The 16,988-nt window shown below is 53.2% G+C and carries 16 protein-coding genes; 11 read left to right on the forward strand and 5 right to left on the reverse strand.

Annotation, left to right across the window (positions count from 1 at the left end; all coding sequences use genetic code 11):
* The 6 genes from accD (at position 1) to BLP78_RS03895 (ending at position 6,418) form a co-directional block, all read left to right on the forward strand.
* Complete coding sequence (gene accD, locus BLP78_RS03870; protein WP_090456706.1) at positions 1–870, forward strand: acetyl-CoA carboxylase, carboxyltransferase subunit beta; 870 nt, start codon at positions 1–3, stop codon at positions 868–870.
* A gap of 58 nt (positions 871–928) precedes the next feature.
* Positions 929–2,227, forward strand: a complete 1,299-nt coding sequence (gene folC, locus BLP78_RS03875) for a bifunctional tetrahydrofolate synthase/dihydrofolate synthase (protein WP_090456708.1) — start codon at positions 929–931, stop codon at positions 2,225–2,227.
* 16 nt (positions 2,228–2,243) lie between these two features.
* The gene (locus BLP78_RS03880) at positions 2,244–2,894 is read left to right on the forward strand and encodes an SPOR domain-containing protein (protein ID WP_090456710.1); all 651 of its coding nucleotides are present in this window, start codon (positions 2,244–2,246) and stop codon (positions 2,892–2,894) included.
* Between the two features lie 61 nt (positions 2,895–2,955).
* Positions 2,956–3,465, forward strand: a complete 510-nt coding sequence (locus BLP78_RS03885) for a CvpA family protein (RefSeq protein WP_025041588.1) — start codon at positions 2,956–2,958, stop codon at positions 3,463–3,465.
* A gap of 111 nt (positions 3,466–3,576) precedes the next feature.
* Positions 3,577–5,097, forward strand: coding sequence for an amidophosphoribosyltransferase (purF, locus tag BLP78_RS03890; RefSeq protein ID WP_090456712.1), 1,521 nt, complete (start codon positions 3,577–3,579; stop codon positions 5,095–5,097).
* Between the two features lie 142 nt (positions 5,098–5,239).
* Complete coding sequence (locus tag BLP78_RS03895) at positions 5,240–6,418, forward strand: O-succinylhomoserine sulfhydrylase (protein ID WP_090456714.1); 1,179 nt, start codon at positions 5,240–5,242, stop codon at positions 6,416–6,418.
* 31 nt (positions 6,419–6,449) lie between these two features.
* Here BLP78_RS03895 and BLP78_RS03900 read toward each other — a convergent pair whose 3' ends face one another.
* From BLP78_RS03900 to BLP78_RS03920, 5 genes are all read right to left on the reverse strand, one after another.
* Positions 6,450–7,265, reverse strand: a complete 816-nt coding sequence (locus BLP78_RS03900) for a M48 family metallopeptidase (RefSeq protein ID WP_176752776.1) — start codon at positions 7,263–7,265, stop codon at positions 6,450–6,452.
* A 227-nt stretch (positions 7,266–7,492) separates the two neighbouring features.
* Positions 7,493–7,993 carry a peptidylprolyl isomerase gene (locus BLP78_RS03905; RefSeq protein WP_090456718.1) on the reverse strand — a complete coding sequence of 167 codons (501 nt, stop codon included), beginning with the start codon at positions 7,991–7,993 and terminating at the stop codon, positions 7,493–7,495.
* Between the two features lie 8 nt (positions 7,994–8,001).
* Positions 8,002–8,604, reverse strand: a complete 603-nt coding sequence (locus BLP78_RS03910) for a peptidylprolyl isomerase (protein ID WP_090456720.1) — start codon at positions 8,602–8,604, stop codon at positions 8,002–8,004.
* A gap of 83 nt (positions 8,605–8,687) precedes the next feature.
* Entirely contained in the window at positions 8,688–9,962 is a 1,275-nt protein-coding gene (locus tag BLP78_RS03915; RefSeq protein ID WP_256330021.1) for a L,D-transpeptidase family protein, read from the reverse strand.
* Positions 9,929–10,981, reverse strand: coding sequence for a nuclear transport factor 2 family protein (locus BLP78_RS03920; protein WP_090456724.1), 1,053 nt, complete (start codon positions 10,979–10,981; stop codon positions 9,929–9,931). Before BLP78_RS03920 ends, BLP78_RS03915 begins: the two co-directional genes overlap by 34 nt.
* A gap of 87 nt (positions 10,982–11,068) precedes the next feature.
* On the opposite strand from BLP78_RS03920, the gene cysS reads away from it, so the two are divergent.
* The 5 genes from cysS (at position 11,069) to BLP78_RS03945 (ending at position 16,970) form a co-directional block, all read left to right on the forward strand.
* Entirely contained in the window at positions 11,069–12,469 is a 1,401-nt protein-coding gene (gene cysS / locus BLP78_RS03925) for a cysteine--tRNA ligase (RefSeq protein WP_090456727.1), read from the forward strand.
* Between the two features lie 497 nt (positions 12,470–12,966).
* Positions 12,967–13,359 carry a DUF5675 family protein gene (locus tag BLP78_RS03930; protein WP_090456729.1) on the forward strand — a complete coding sequence of 131 codons (393 nt, stop codon included), beginning with the start codon at positions 12,967–12,969 and terminating at the stop codon, positions 13,357–13,359.
* 211 nt (positions 13,360–13,570) lie between these two features.
* On the forward strand, positions 13,571–14,089 hold the full coding sequence (locus BLP78_RS03935) for a hypothetical protein (protein ID WP_090456731.1): 519 nt from the start codon (positions 13,571–13,573) through the stop codon (positions 14,087–14,089).
* A gap of 207 nt (positions 14,090–14,296) precedes the next feature.
* The gene (locus tag BLP78_RS03940) at positions 14,297–15,013 is read left to right on the forward strand and encodes an EI24 domain-containing protein (RefSeq protein WP_090456734.1); all 717 of its coding nucleotides are present in this window, start codon (positions 14,297–14,299) and stop codon (positions 15,011–15,013) included.
* A gap of 205 nt (positions 15,014–15,218) precedes the next feature.
* Positions 15,219–16,970: a tetratricopeptide repeat protein gene (locus tag BLP78_RS03945; RefSeq protein ID WP_090456736.1), complete on the forward strand. Its 1,752-nt coding sequence runs from the start codon at positions 15,219–15,221 to the stop codon at positions 16,968–16,970.
* Positions 16,971–16,988 lie beyond the last annotated feature (18 nt).

The following is a 16,988-nucleotide window of genomic DNA, read 5'->3' on the forward strand; positions in this document are numbered from 1 at the left end:
ATGAGCTGGTTCCAGAAACTTCTTCCCCCAAAAATAAAACGCAAGGTAAGCGGCGAAAAAAAGGCCGTGCCTGAGGGATTGTGGAGCAAGTGTGCATCTTGCGAAGCAGTGCTTTATTACTCTGATCTGGGTAACAATCTAAATGTTTGCCCCAAATGCAATCATCACAATCGCATTTCTGCCCGCGTGCGTCTTGATTTATTCCTGGATGCCGAAGGCCGTCATGAGATCGGCGCGGAAGTGCAATCGCTTGACCCGCTTAAATTCAAGGATAACAAGCGTTATATCGACAGGTTATCGGAAGCGAAAAGAGATACGGATGAAAATGACGCCCTCGTGGTCATGCAGGGCAGCGTCAAAACCGTACCCCTGGTAGCAGCGGCATTCGAATTCGGTTTCATGGGAGGCTCGATGGGCTCGGCGGTAGGTGAGCGCTTCGTGCGTGCGGTGCAAACATGCGTTGAGCAACATGTGGCTTTTGTATGCTTTGCCGCCAGTGGCGGCGCGCGCATGCAGGAAGGCTTGCTATCATTGATGCAGATGGCTAAAACAACAGCGGTGCTTACTCAACTCAGTCAGGAGCGGCTGCCTTTCATCTCGGTATTGACAGACCCCACCATGGGTGGGGTGTCGGCCAGTTTTGCCTTCATCGGTGACGTGGTAATCGCCGAGCCAGGGGCATTGATCGGATTCGCCGGGCCGCGCGTTATCGAGCAGACTGTGCGGCAAACCCTGCCGGAAGGGTTTCAACGTGCCGAATTCCTGCTGGAACACGGTGCTATAGACATGATTGTAGATCGCCGGCGCATGCGCGATAAGGTTGCCAACCTATGTTCGCTGCTGATGCGCGTTTCTCCGCCGGCAGCTTGATCTTTGGCTCACCTGATCATGTCGTCATGATGTTCATGCCGGGTGGCGCAAGATAGTAATGAGCGAACCCGATAAAAAATCCAGAACGCTTTCCGATTGGCTGAACTGGCTTGAACGTATCCATCCGAAGTCCATCGAGATGGGACTGGACAGGATAAATCGGGTGAAGGCGGGCTTGAACCTTGCCTATTCCTTTCCCATCATCACGGTCGGGGGCACTAATGGCAAAGGGTCGACGTGTGCCATGATGGAGGCGATTCTGACCCGCGCCGGGTATCGCGTTGGCTGTTACACTTCTCCGCACTTGCTGCGTTATAACGAGCGCGTGCGGGTGAACCGAAGAGAAGTCAGCGATGACGAGTTATGTAATGCTTTTCAAATAGTGGAATCGGCCCGGCTTGACAGCGGTATTCCTCTGACCTATTTTGAGTTTGGCACACTGGCCGCAATGCAACTATTCAAACAGGCCGAAGTGGAAGTCGCGATCATGGAAGTGGGACTGGGCGGCCGGTTGGACGCAGTCAATATTTTTGATGCTGATTGTGCGGTTATCACCAGTGTTGACTTCGATCATATGGATTATCTGGGTACCACCCGGGAGGAAATTGGGTTTGAGAAGGCTGGAATTTTCAGAAACGGAAAGACTGCTATCTGCTCGGAGCCGGATATTCCCGCGAGCGTGCGGCTTCATGCAGAAGCGATCGGCGCGAATTTGATGCACATCGGCGAGCACTTCGGTTACTCGACCAGCGCAACCGGATGGAGTTTCTGGGGAAATGAGGGAAAGCGTCATTCGCTGCCCTACCCGGCATTGCGGGGCGCTTATCAGTTGCGCAACGCCAGTGCCTGTCTTGCTGCGCTGGATGCGGTAAAGGATAGCTTGCCGATTACCATGGGCGATATACGCCAGGGACTATTGGAAGTTGTCTGGCCAGGCCGGTTTCAGGTGTTACCCGGCCGTCCCGTGACGGTGCTGGATGTGGCACACAATCCGGGCGCTGCGTGCGCCTTGGCTACCGGGCTCGACAGCATGGGCCGCTATCAAAAGACTTATGCGGTATTTGCAATGCTCAAAGATAAGGATATCGCCGGTGTGGCGCGGGCACTTGTGGCAAAAGTCGATGTATGGCTGACGGCAAGCATCGATTTGCCACGTGGGGCTGCGACTGGTGACGTGGCGCAGGCGCTGAAGGAGGCAGGTGTGGGTGAGGAGACAATTCAGAGTTTTCCGGATCCGGCCGCGGCATATGCATTTGCCTGTGAGCACGCAACCGTAAATGATAGAATCTGTGTTTTTGGCTCATTCCATACCGTGGCCGAAGTGTTGCGGTACCGGAACGCGGTTGAGCACGGTTAGAATCAAGCAAAGGCGAATGGCAAAGACCGTCAGCGAAGAAGAGATTCAGCTAAGAAAACGCGCCAGAAGACGTCTCGTCGGCGCAATTACGCTGGTGGTCACAGCGGTTGTCATTCTGCCGATGGTGCTCGATAGCAAACCGGAGCAGAGAAGTCACGAAATTGACATTCGCATCCCATCTGAAGACTCGGTGGAAGAGCTCGCACCCGATGTCGCCCTTCGTACAGAAGCACCGGCCAGGACTGTTCCAGAAAAATTGGAAACCGGAATAGGTCAGGAAGAGCCGGTAGTCTCCGAGACATCAGTAAAGCCTGCCCAAGCCGCGAATGAATCGATAGAGAAACCGGCGGCGAACAGCATGGATTCCAAAGGTGAACCGGGAACGGGAAATGCAAAAGCGACCGTTCCTGCCACTGCCGCTACTGTATTCGTAGTGCAATTGGGCGCTTTTTCCGATCCGGGCAAAGCCAGGCAACAGTTGCAGAGCGTGACATCGAAGGACAGCAGGTCCAAGGCCTATACGGAAACACTGAAGGTCGACAGCGGTACCGAAAAGGGCGAGATAACGCGTGTTCGGGTAGGGCCGTTTGATACGCGTGAGGAGGCGGAGCGTACGCGTGAGAAACTGAAGAAACTTGGATTCGATGGCGTAGTCGCGGAGAAATAGGATGATGGAACCATTACCGCACAGGAAAGTTGCCCTTCTGTAATTTCGTTCCTGTTTACGAATGACTATTTTCGATTACTGCGTTCTTGCCATACTTGTTGTATCCATTTTGCTGAGCGTGATACGCGGCGTGGTGCGCGAATCATTGTCGCTGGCGGGCTGGATCGTCGCATTCATGGTGGCAAACTCATTTTCAGCAGGGTTCGCGCCCATGCTGCCGTCCGGTATCGCCGGCGAAACATTGCGTATGTTGCTGGCATTCGCTGCATTATTCCTGTCGGTGCTGCTGGCGATGAGCCTGATCGCCATGCTGGTCTCAGCCTTGGTAAAAAGTGTGGGATTGGGGTTTGCAGATCGTTTTTTTGGTTCGTTGTTCGGTTTTATACGAGGGTTGCTGGTAGTGTTATTGGTTGTGCTGGCAGCGGGATTCACTGCGCTGCCGCAAGAGCCGTTCTGGCAAAAGGCCTTGCTCAGCAAACCGCTGGAGACAGCGGCAATGTTGGTAATACCATGGTTGCCGCCAGATTTGTCCACGCGTATCAATTATGTGAAATTAAAGCGCGGACAGTGACTAGCAGCCTGTCGGTATAATACCGCGCTCGGCAATTTCATTCGTCCATATCCGGATAAACCTTTTGTACAGTTTTAATCAAAATCAAAGCCATCTTTGCGGAGTGTGGTCATGTGTGGAATTCTGGGCTTAGTCGCACAAACAGCCGTCAACCAGTTGCTGTACGACGGCTTGCTGGTACTCCAGCACCGCGGACAGGATGCAGCCGGCATCGTTACTGCCCAAGGTAATACTTTCCACATGCACAAGGGTGGCGGCCTGGTCCGCGATGTGTTCCGTACCCGCAACATGCGTGCTTTGCTTGGTAACATGGGCATTGGTCATGTGAGATATCCCACCGCCGGCTCCGCTGAATCGTCGGCTGAGGCACAGCCGTTCTATGTGAACTCGCCGTTCGGAATCGTACTTGGACACAACGGCAATCTCACGAATGCAGCCCAACTCAATGATGAGTTATTTCGCGAGGATTTGCGCCACGTCAATACCAGTTCCGATTCGGAAGTGCTTCTCAACGTACTCGCCCATGAGTTGCAAAGAAGCACGAAAAACCACCAGCTCGACCTTGCCGCTATTTTTGACGCAGTGTCCGGCGTACATCGGCGCTGTCGAGGCGCTTACGCAGTGGTGGCAATGATCTCGGGTTATGGATTGCTCGCTTTTCGCGACCCTTACGGCATCCGTCCATTGGTGTTCGGCTCTGCTGAAACCGAGCATGGGATGGAATATCTGGTGGCGTCCGAAAGTGTGGCGCTCGATACTTTAGGGTTTAAGCTGGTGCGCGATGTCGCCCCCGGTGAAGCAATTTTTATCGATGAGAGCGGTAATTTCCATAATAAGCAATGTGCCGCCAATCCCACGCAGAATCCGTGTATTTTCGAATATGTCTATATGGCGCGCCCGGATTCCGTCATGGATGGTATCTCGGTATATGAAACGCGTCTTAACATGGGCGAGAGCCTGGCTGACAAGATCGCCGCAACCATGCGTCATTTGGATATCGATGTGGTGATTCCGATCCCGGATTCCAGCCGCCCCAGCGCCTTGCAGCTTGCTAATCGCCTGGGTGTGAGCTTTCGCGAAGGTTTTGTAAAGAACCGCTATATCGGGCGTACTTTTATCATGCCGGGCCAGCAGCAGAGGCGCAAATCCGTTCGACAAAAACTCAATGCAATGAGTGTGGAATTTCGCGGTAAAAACGTACTGCTGGTAGACGATTCGATTGTGCGCGGCACCACCAGCCTCGAAATTGTGCAAATGGCGCAGGAGGCCGGCGCCCATAAGGTATTTTTTGCTTCGGCCGCGCCGCCGGTGAGGTTTCCCAACGTTTATGGAATTGATATGCCGACGCGCCGCGAGCTCATCGCTACCGGGCGGAATGAAGATGAGATCTGCCACGAGATCGGTGCCGACCACCTCGTTTATCAGGATCTCGATTCGCTCGTCAAAGATGTTTGCCGCGTCAATCCATCGATTACGCATTATGAAACCTCCTGTTTCGATGGGCGCTATATCACCGGCGATGTTACGCCGGAGTACCTCGCTTTACTGGAGGCGCAGCGTGATGGCGGCGCGCCCTTGTCTCGCTCACGGTCTAGTACGCAGCTGGATTTGAACCTGGTGGCGATCGATTAATGGAGATTTGACAAAAACAGTTATCGGGCGTAATTTGACTGTAGCGCCGATTTGATATTCAGCTTGCGGGCGCATTATAAATTCGGCTAAAGCGGGAAACCCGTTTTAGCGAATGCTGAACGGGTTTTTTTGGGAGTTAAGCATGTCTGATGATTTTGAGCTGGAAACCCTGGCGTTGCACACCGGTATTCACCGTAGTCAATTCAATGAACATTCGGAAGCCTTGTACCTGACCTCGAGTTTTGTATTTGACAGCGCAGCCCAGGCTGCAGCGCGCTTTTCGGGTGCGGAATCCGGAAATATTTACTCGCGATTCACCAACCCCACGGTTACGGCTTTCGAAGAGCGGCTTGCCGCGCTTGAAGGCGCAGAAGCGTGTGTTGCCACTTCTTCGGGGATGTCTGCCATACTTGCCTGCGTGATGGGGTTGCTCTCCGCCGGCGATCATGTCATCGCGTCGCGCAGTCTTTTCGGCGCAACCGTGAGCCTGTTCAATAATATCCTCAAGCGCTTCAATATCGAAACGACTTTTGTTTCCGCCACCAATGTCGCAGCCTGGGAGGCGGCGGTAAAACCCGCCACAAAACTCATGTTTATCGAAACGCCGTCAAATCCATTGACTGAAGTTTCGGACATCGCCGCACTCGCACAGGTGGCAAAAAAAGCCGGCGCATGGCTTGCGGTCGATAATTGCTTTTGTTCGCCGGCGCTGCAGCGGCCGCTGGATCTGGGCGCCGATCTTGTGGTTCACTCCGCCACCAAGTATCTCGAAGGCCAGGGTAGGGTTTTAGGCGGCGCCGTGCTGGGGAAGCGCGACCTGGTGATGGAACGTGGGATTTTTGGCTTTCTGCGTACCGCGGGGCCGAGTTTGAGCCCTTTCAACGCCTGGGTTATTTTAAAGGGAATGGAAACCCTGAAGCTGCGCATGGATGCGCATTCTGCAAATGCCATGCAGATCGCTCGCTGGCTGGAAGCGCAGCCCGGGGTGGCGCGGGTTCACTACCCGGGTTTGCCCTCACACCCCCAGTACGAGCTTGCCAGACGCCAACAGAAAACCGGTGGTGGAATCGTTTCATTCGAGTTGAAAAATGGAAGAGAAGCGGCATGGCGGGTAGTGGATTCCGTTCGATTGATTTCGATCACCGCCAACCTGGGGGATGCCAAGAGTACGCTCACCCATCCCGCCACCACCACTCATGCCCGTATCAGTCAGGAAAGCCGGGATGCCGCCGGGATCACCGAAGGTTTATTGCGCATCGCGGTGGGACTCGAAGCGGTAAAGGACATCCAGGCCGACCTTGCAAGAGGATTAAACGCATAATCTTCCACTGGACCAACGAGACGGTTCAGCTTCAGTGAAGCGTGGCTTCATAGAGGGGCATGACACTCGGCAACAACGATTCAATCTGCTGGACTCGGCTCGAGTCCGCAGGATGGCTGCTCAGGAATTCGGGAAGCTGGCCGCCACTGTTGGCATTCATCATTTTTTGCCACAACGTAACGCCGGCGCGTGGGTTATAGCCTGCACGTGCGGTCAATTCCAGCCCGATACGGTCTGCCTCGGCCTCGTCGGTACGGCTAAAATGCGTTGCGACCAAGGCCTGATAACCGACGTTGGCGAGAGTGGTGGCATTCTGGCTGAGGCCAAATGCCGCGGATCCCAACCCCAACGCTGTCTGCGCCGCGATCGCCTGCGACACCTGCTCACGTGAATGTTCACGCAAGGCATGGGCGATTTCATGCCCCATCACCACTGCAATTTCCGCATCGTTGAGTTGAAGCTGATTGATCAGTCCGGAATAAAACATGATCTTGCCGCCAGGCATGCAAAAGGCATTGAGTTCCTTGCTGTCTATGATATTGACCTCCCACTTCCACCCGGGGGCATCCTTGCGGAATACGCCAGTCTGCGGTTCGATGCGGCGGGCTATTGCCTGCACCCGCTGCAGCAGTTTCGGATCCTTGTTCAACGCACCTTGTTGCGTTGCGTCCGATTTCAGCTTGGTATAACCTTGCGCGGCCGTTTGCTCCAGCTGCTCTGAAGATATAAGCATCAGTTGAGAGCGGTTCGCGCCGACCGCACCACCCGAGGTGGTGGTTGCACATCCCGTTAGCGCAGCTAACCAAAGACTGATCGATATTGCTGTAAGAATTCGAAAAGTGGACATGATTTTTCCCATTGATGAAATATTTTATTTTCCCTGCCCAAACAACCTCTCACGGTACGGGTGGTGCATACCTCACACAGCAATATTACCTGGCGGCGTGCCGGACCTTGGACAAAAGGCGCTATTCCGGCTCAAAAGTTTAATAAAAACTCGTTGTCATGGTACTGATAGCGGGCATAGCTGATTTTCACAGCCCCTTAACGACTGGCCCGGGATATAAATAGCGATTACTTATTTTCAACCACTTCCGCTTTCAGCAATATCACATCTTCCGATGGCACATCCTGATGACCATTTCGGGTGCCTGTCTTTACCTTCTTGATCTCGTCAACCACATCCTGGCCTTCCACTACCTTGCCAAATACACAATAGCCGAAACCCTGGGAAGTAGGCGACGTGTAATTAAGAAAACCATTGTCCTTGACATTTATAAAAAACTGTGCGGTGGCGGAATGCACGTCGGATGTGCGTGCCATGGCAACTGTATATTTATCATTCTTGAGGCCGTTGGCGGCCTCGTTCTGAATCGGAGCGCGAACCTGCTTCTGGTTCATGCCCGGCTCGAATCCGCCTCCCTGAATCATGAAATCGTTGATCACCCTATGAAATATCGTATTATCATAAAAGCCGCTGTTCACATAGTCTATAAAATTCTGAACGGTCAGCGGAGCCTTTTCGCTGTCCAGTTCGAGAGTGATATCGCCGTGATTGGTGTGGAGTTTGATCATGTTTGTCCTTATTTTCCAGGCAAAGTGGTGCCGGCAGCCGGCCCCTCTGTGACAAGTTTGATTTCATCAATGATTACTGTTTTTTCAGGTACGTCGCTTGGGAATGGTCCTCCGGAGCCCGTCGGTGTACCGGCAATCTTATTGGCCACCTCCATTCCTCTGATAACTTTGCCGAACACGGTGTAACCATAGCCTTGCTGAGTCGGCGCGGTGTAATTGAGGAACCCGTTATTGGCTACGTTGATGAAGAATTGGGCTGAAGCTGAGTGCGGGTCCGAGGTGCGGGCCATGGCAATCGTTCCAATCTCATTTTTCAGGCCGTTGGCCGCCTCATTCCCGATGGGCTGCCTCTCCGGTTTCTGCTTGAAGGCCTTGTCGAATCCGCCGCCCTGAATCATGAATCCGGGAATTACACGATGAAATACAGTGCCATTATAGTGGCCGTCCTTCACGTAACGCAGAAAATTATCTACGGTTTTAGGTGCCTTGTCCGGATAAAGCTCCAGCGTTATATTACCAAAATTGGTCTTTATTTCAACCTGGGGATTGGCTGCGAGAGCGGCCGTGCTGAACAGAAGCGAGAAAGCAGCAAGAAGCTTGATAATATGCATAGGTGTAAACGCAAAGTAGTCGATAAAATGTTTGATCGGTTTCGAAACTTTTGCAGCCGATTTCCTTTAAGTCCGACAGGCTGCTAGGCCGTGCCTTCATAAATGATCTTCCAGGGACCGTTTTTTTGCTCCCTCATCCAGTACTGACGTTTCTTCATTTTGTTGGAAAGGTTGCTGCTGGAATATTCCTGATCGAAATTGACCACCACCAGATCATCTCGTCCAGGATAAAGAAAGATGCCGATATTGCTGATTCTCACTTTGATCCAGTTCTTGGCAGTATTAACCTGGCGCTTGTGCCGCGACCATTCGGCCAGGCTCTGGCCACCGCTGAAAAAATCCCGGCCGTAGTGGCCCATATACGCCTCGGTGTTTCCACCTTCCCAATCGCGCCGCCACTTTTCCAGATGTTGTACCAGTTTGCTGCGCAAAGCAGTTTCGGCACCGGATTTTACCCATTCTACTTCGTTGCTGATAATTACGGGTGTTATCCCGACTTGCAGCGCCGCACCTACGCTACGTAAATCCTGATTGGCCAGCACGACGCAACCATCGCTGGCACGGGGTGGCCGACTATAGGTGTCCGATGGCGTGCCGTGGAGCCAGATGCCAAAACCACTACGTCCATGCCGCTTGTCCCATTCGTTGGGGTAATTGAGGGGAAATGCGCCCCCTCCATAAAAATCGGTGAGTTTCTCGCGAGGTACATTGGCGGTAACAAAATATACACCGATCGGAGTTTTCTTGTCTCCTTCCTTCAGTTTCTGAGTTCCATTCTTGCCGCTGCTGATGTAATAATCGGCAAGGTAACGAGGTTGGCCACCTACATTCTGATAAATGTACAGCCGGGATTTCCCAGTGTCGGCAACAATTGCATATTTTTGTTCCGGCGGCATTTGCACAAGATATTTCGGCGCCATGTTAGGCGGAACAGGTTCCTGATGACGCAGCAGCCGGGCTCGCGCTTCATCGCGTAAATCGGCAATGTTCTGCTGCGAGACCCCGGCAGTATCACCAATATTACTGATCGGGCGAGAACGAGCCAGTAGCAGATCACCTTTAATCAGGTGAGCAAGCCGAAAATTCGGATTGGTCTTGAGCACTTGCTCGACTCCGCTTAAAGCGGAATCCATGCGGCTCTCCGCAATTTCTTGCATGCTTTTGACGAGCATGATTTCCGGGCCGGTGATCGATAGTTCCGGCAGGGCCGAGTGGTCGCTCGCCAATGCACCAAAGGTCAGGAAACCAAACGCGACTATGACGCCGGCGGTAACCGTAGTTGTACGTGATTGAATGTGCTTGGGGAAAGCCGGACCGGCTAATCTCATCGCCCGGCTTGCTCCTGCTGTATCAGCCATTTTTCCCCTGTCTTGACCAACTCAAGTGTCTTGGTTGTATTACTCCTGATTGCATCGGAGTGGTACGATTGCTTGAAACTTACCCTTGCGTGCGTGGTGTCGATCAAGTTTACTTTGGGGTTGGTAATGGCGACCTGGATAGATTTTGGTTTCCCGATGCGTTCTCGGCGGGTTTTTTCCCATGCCGCATGCGACGAACCGCCCTGAGGACGGAAACTGCTCGCGTAGAATGCCAGATAGGCCGCGACATTCTTATCGGACCAGGCTTTGGCCCAGGCCTCTATCGTCTTGATAACCTCATCCGATTCGTCCGGAACAGCGGGTTGGACTTTCGGCCCCGATTGTTCCGCAGAGGCGGTCTTCCCGGCTGTTGGTTTTTCCGCCTTTTCTACAGCTTTTTCCCCTCTTTTTTCCGGAACTTTCTCCATGGCTATTGCGGGGGCGTCAGTTGCCGGCGCAGAGGAAACAGATGGGGAAGATGCGGTTTGTATTTCTTTAGGTCTCCCTGTGAACAGGTCCTTGATCATCGCAAGCTTGGTTTGCGCAGCGGCGTTACCCTTGTCCAGTTGCAATGCCTTGCCATATGCCTGACTTGCCATCTTTGCATATACATCCCCCAGATTCTCATGCGCAGTCGCATAGCTGGGGTGGGTGCGTATCGCCGCTTCGAGCGCACCCTTGGCTTTGTCATATTGGCCCTGGCTGGCATAGAGCACCGCGAGGTTGTTGTATGGCTCCGGCAGATCCGGGTATTCTTCGGCGAGTGAAGAAAATATACCGATAGCGTCCGCGGTCTTATTTTGTTCGGTCAGTATCAGGCCTTTCTGGAAGCGCATCTGTGCATCCTTTGGCTTGCGCGCGAGGTAAGCATCTGCTTGCTCCAGCGCCTTGGCGAAATTGCCCTGCTTGTAGAGTTTGGCAACTGTATCGTTCTCATCGGCAAGCGCAGCGGGATTCGACAGCAGCAGCACGGCAACTGCCATGAATGCGTTTATGAGGGGAAAATCCAGCATTTTCATTGTGCTATACTGCTCCGATTTTTGTTGGGTTGTCCCGGAATCCCCGGGATTCTACCAAGAAGCCTGTCTAATTCACAATCTTGCCAGATGCTCAAAATCCATAACTCGCTCGCCAGGGAAAAACAGGACTTTGTTCCCCTCGTTCCCGGCAAGGTCAAAATATATGTCTGCGGCATGACGGTTTACGACTATTGCCATCTTGGCCACGCTCGCATGATGGTGGTATTCGATATGGTACAGGGCTGGCTTCGAGCGAGCGGTTTCGATGTGACGTACGTGCGCAATATAACCGATGTTGACGATAAAATTATCAAACGGGCCCAGGAAAACGGCGAATCCATCGATGCGTTGACCGATCGTTTTATCCGGGCTATGGAAGAAGACGCCGCTGCGCTCGGTGTCGCGCCGCCTACATGTGAACCGCGAGCCACTCGGCATGTGGAAGATATGATTGGCATGATTCGAATTCTGATGGAAAAAAACCTTGCCTACGCGGCGCCCAACGGCGATGTGTATTATGCCGTGCACAAATTTCCCGGTTACGGAAAGCTTTCCGGAAAATCGCTGGATGATTTGCGTGCGGGGGAACGCGTAATAATCGATCCATACAAAGAGGATCCGCTGGATTTCGTATTATGGAAAGCCGCCAAAACCGATGAGCCGCAATGGGATTCGCCCTGGGGCAGGGGGCGTCCCGGCTGGCATATCGAATGCTCGGCAATGGCAGAACGTTATCTCGGCGAACACTTTGACATACATGGAGGTGGCCAGGACTTGCAGTTTCCCCATCATGAAAACGAGATTGCGCAAAGCGAAGGCGCGCATGACCATCCTTTCGTGAATTACTGGATGCATAACGGCTTCGTGCGTGTCAATGATGAAAAGATGTCCAAGTCGCTGGGCAATTTTTTTACCGTACGCGAGATTCTTGCCCGCTATCAACCGGAAGTGGTGCGCTTCTTCATTCTTCGGGCGCATTACCGCAGCCCGCTGAACTATTCGGATCAGCATCTTGACGATGCCAAGCGCGCGCTTGATCGGCTTTACACTGCGCTGAAAGGAAATGAAGCCGGTGACGCTGCGGCCACCATAGACTGGCAGGCACCTCATGCAGGCCGTTTCAGGGAAGCGATGGATGATGACTTCAATACGTCCGATGCGATAGCGGTGCTGTTCGATCTCGCGAACGAGGTCAACAAAACCGGATCACCACGGGACACGGCGCTGATGAGAGCGCTGGGCGGCGTGTTGGGATTATTGCAACAAAATTCACAGCAATATTTTCAGGACGACGGACTTGCAGGTGATTCTGCATTCACGCCGGAACGTATCGAGCAACTGATTCAGCAACGCCTCATTGCCCGGACAAACAGAAATTATAGTGAGGCCGATCGTATTCGCAGGGAATTACTGGACGCCGGTATTATCCTGGAGGATGGACCTCAGGGCACTACCTGGCGCAGGGAAACAAGTTCTTCTATCCTTTAACCTAAATCCGGTAGTTGGACGGGGTGAAGTGTACGGTTTTTGGGGTGCAGGGCAAGGCGCAACGACGCGGAATGCGACCGCGCAGGGCGGAGCAGTGCCTTCCGCAGGAAGGTGCGACCCCGAAGCGGGATGCGGGCGCCCCTTGCGTGTGGAACGCAATCGCAGCATCCCCTGCGCTGCCCGATCCCCACTTCGCGGGGTCCCTCGGGCGACGCTTCGGGGCGCCGTTCCATTCCAAGGAGTTGCAACGCAGCCATGTGCCCCAAAAACTGTGCAATTCACCCCGTAGCGGCCTCACCCGGAAGGTGAGCGTCAAATAATATGAAATATTGTTATTAATCATATGCTGATCTATCAAATGAGCGATCAACTACCGGATTTAGGTTTAATATTCCGTAAAGGATATTTTTATAAAAATTTCAGCATCGATCATCAGAATCGTCCGTTACACTTGATGTTCCATTTCCATGATATCCCCGAATACAAGGACAGCCAAAATGGAGTTGCAAATTAAAAGGACAGATTTCTCTGAAGAAAGCACGATTGGCGAGTTATCGGTAAATGGCGTGTTTGAGTGCTACACGCTTGAAGATAAAGTCAGACCGGTCAAAATTGCCGGAAAGACAGCCATACCATCCGGTCGCTATGAAGTGATCATCAATTTCTCACAGCGGTTTCAAAAACAGCTTCCGCTTCTTCTGAATGTGCCGAACTATGAAGGCGTCAGGATACATAGCGGAAATACGGCCGCAAACACGGAAGGATGCATATTGGTCGGTGAGACGAAAACTGAAAATTTCATCGGTGAAAGCCGATGGGCCTTTAATCGGCTATTCGAAAAACTGAAGATTGCGTCGGAAACCGAAAAAATATTCCTGGAAATAGCCTAGCAGTGTCGAACTTGAATAATCGCAGCGAAAAGTGACTGGATGAGGGCAGATTTTGAGGGATTTGGAAGGTCAATAGTTATTCTATTGGCCGAAAAAACGGTGAACTATGAACCGGCCAGACGCTTTTGCAGCCGATTTCCTTTGAGTCCGCCAAGTTGCCAGCGGCGCGAACAGGGCTCAGTTGATAACAAGAATTAATGGTCGTTTTCTTATGTTGAGTTTCTTCAAAATTCTGTTCCTCGGTTCCGCTATATGGTCTTTTTGTGCGCTTGCACAAACCGGGATCACGCCGTTTTCGCACGAGCAAACGTATTTGCTGCCCTCGGGCCAAACGGTTGCTGTTACATTCCGCGAGCGCCAATGCAAAAGGGGAGAATGCCACGAGGCTGACGCGGGCACATGGGGCGTGGATGGTGGTATTCCAAAGTTTGTTACTGAAACATTTCTCGTCTTCATAGGCAGTAAACAATTTGTTATTCCCGAGAAATTCTATAAAGATCTCACTAATACGCGCTCCCTGAACGTTTCTGAGCAGAGCGGGCAGGTTATCCTTGAACTCAAGGGAGGCGATGCCGCCGGTGCGTATACGGCACGCTTTAAACTGGGTGGCATGTGCGGGTTCGAGCGAAAAATCTGCGGCGAGGTGTGTGAGGAAATCTGGGAGCATACTACCTGGTACAACTCCTTTGCATACGACTGGGACCCGGATTGCGAAAGTGGAATTCAATGACTGGCATACGTTATAGCGGATACTTGTTGGGACGTCTCAGCGATGTTACGTTTTGAATTCACAGGTTGATGGGTGAATTCACAGATTGATGGGCGCGGGATCGAGGTGGCCTGGACATGACATCAAGGCGATCTTCCAACCGCTGTAAAGGTTCGGCGAAAATTAACGGCTGCATTGACATCGAATAAGGCCTGAGAAGGAGAACGCGTGACCTCGGTATTCGAAGCGCTTTCGCGTGCGTTCCGCGATTTATTCCAGTTTCAGGTTTTGTGGATCGTCATCTGGCCCATCCTGGCGGCTAGCCTGTTGTGGTTCCTGTTAGGCGTCGCATTCTGGAGTACATTCTCGGGATGGATTGCGAGCGGCCTCACGGCGATCGGCATTCAAACCTGGCTCGAAGGTGTCGAACCAAGGTGGGTCGCCTACGGAATTCAGGCAATCGCGCATCTGATTCTGTTCGTGCCGCTCGTTTTCATTACCGCGCTGGTGATCACCGCCTTATTCGCGATGCCTGCCCTGATTCGTCTGGTGGCTGACCGTGACTACCCGCATCTTGAACGCAAAAATGGTGGCGGTTTCGCTGGTAGCCTGCTCAATGCGCTGATTGCCCTCGGAATATTCGCCGCTATTTGGCTGATCACGCTTCCTTTGTGGTTGATCGGGGCAGGCCTGGTCATACCATTTATTGCCACGGCGTATTTGAACCAGCGCCTGTTCCGTTATGACGCCTTGGCGGAGCACGCCAGCCAGGACGAAATGCGTGCGATATTTTCCTCCCGGCGGTCGTTACTGTGGGGTTTGGGATTGCTGACCGGATTGGTACAATTTATACCGATTTTAAACCTGTTCGCACCAGTGCTGACGGCGCTGGCCTTCATTCATTTCGGTTTGGCACACCTGAAAAACGTGCGCCAACCCCCGTGATCGCGATTGAAATACGGATTTACAGTAGCGAGCGACTTGTCTGACGTTCACGCGGATTTATCTCGGATACCTGCCCGTCCCATGAGCAACCCGGTTTTCGTCTATAGTCTATAGTGTTTACTGTTTACTATCGGTACATAATATCTTGAACAACCGATGCCGCGCTGCCGATTGCTGAATCAACGATCATCAAGGAGTAACGTTTATGCAAGTTCACTTTATTCTTCGTTTAATCACATTGGGATTGGTAGCGACGACCGGGGGCATTGCCGCTGCGTTTGCCCAGGCGGAAGAGCCAGGTTCGGCATTCGTGTCATCGGGGTCCGTTCAGAAGCATTCCGAACAGCGGGATCAGCCGGACACTGATGATAAAGCCGCGCCGAGGCTGCTGAACCTCGGTTCGCATACCTTTTCGGTCAGTACGCGAAACAAGCTGGCGCAGAAGTATATCAACCAGGGATTGAACCTGTCCTACGCATTCAACCATGCCGAGGCGGGTCGCTCTTTCCGGGAAGCGGCGCGGCTTGATCCTTCGCTGGCGATGGCGTATTGGGGGCAGGCGCTCGTGCTCGGCCCCAACATCAATGCAGCGATGGCACCCGAGAGCGAGGCGCTCGCCCTGGAGCTCGTGCGAAAAGCCGCCTCGCTTCATTCGAAAGCATCGCCCCGCGAACGGGCGCTTATCAGCGCGCTCGAGAAACGCTATAACGGCAACCCCGAACAGCGGAAGGCGAACGATAAAGCTTATGCAAATGCGATGCGGGATGTGCATGAGCGATTCGCAAACGATCTCGATATTGCAACGCTCTATGTCGAGTCGATGATGGACCTCAACTCATGGGGTTACTGGATGCGCGACGGCTATCCGCTTGAGGGAACCGCTGAAATCGTGGCACTGATCGAATCTGTCTTGCAGCGCAATCCAAACCACCCGGGCGCGGCACATTTTTATATCCATCTCGTCGAATCGACCAGCACACCGGAGCGGGCGGAAAAAGCGGCGGATACGTTGCTTACACTGATGCCGGCTGCCGGGCACGTGGTACATATGCCGTCACACATCTATCAGCGGGTGGGCCGATATGCGGATTCGATAAAGAGCAATCAGCTCGCCATGGCAGCGGATGAGGCGTATCTAGCCCATCGCCATGCACAAGGGATGTACCCGATAATGTACACCCCCCATAATATTCACTTTCTGTGGTTCGCGGCAACGGCGGATGGCCAAAGCCGGTTGGCGATTGAATCGGCACGGAAGGTAGCGGGAACCGTCAACGACACGGCTTTGGCGGGGGTGCCGGCGACAGCGGTATTCCGGATTGTGCCGTACTGGGCATATGCAAGGTTCGGAAAATGGAATGAGATTCTCCAGGAGCCCGCGCCACCGTCGACGAACGCGTTTTTGAAGGGCGGTTGGCATTATGCACGCGGCCTTGCGTTTGTCGCGACGAGGCAGTTGCAGCAAGCCGAGCAGGAGTTGGACGCGTTGCGTGAGATCATGAATGGATCGCTGGACTGGCCGCTCTTTTCGCTCAATACCGCGCGCGCGGTCCTGAGTATCGGTCCCGAAGTGCTCGCAGGCGAGATCGCCTCCGCTCGCGGGCAGTTCGATACCGCTATCGCGCATCTTGAAGGGGCGGTCCGCCTTGAGGATAGCCTGGCTTATACCGAACCGTCGGAATGGCAGTCTCCGCCAAGGCTGGCGCTGGGCGCTATCCTGCTTGAATCGGGGCGCCCAGCCGAAGCGGAAACGGTGTATTGGGAAGACCTGAGACGAAATCGTAACAACGGATGGGCATTTTATGGTCTGCTGCAAGCGCTGCGCTTGCAAAATAAGGATGATCAGGCGGCGCTCATCGAGGCGCGTTTCAAAAAGGCTTGGGAGCGCGCTGATGTGGAACTCAACGCATCCCGCTTCGGGTGCATTTCAGCACCTCCGGCGGTAAAGGCGCCATAGTAGCGTGCGGCTGAGGCA

The organism is Nitrosospira sp. Nsp1 (genome assembly GCF_900100985.1).
Lineage (GTDB): Bacteria > Pseudomonadota > Gammaproteobacteria > Burkholderiales > Nitrosomonadaceae > Nitrosospira.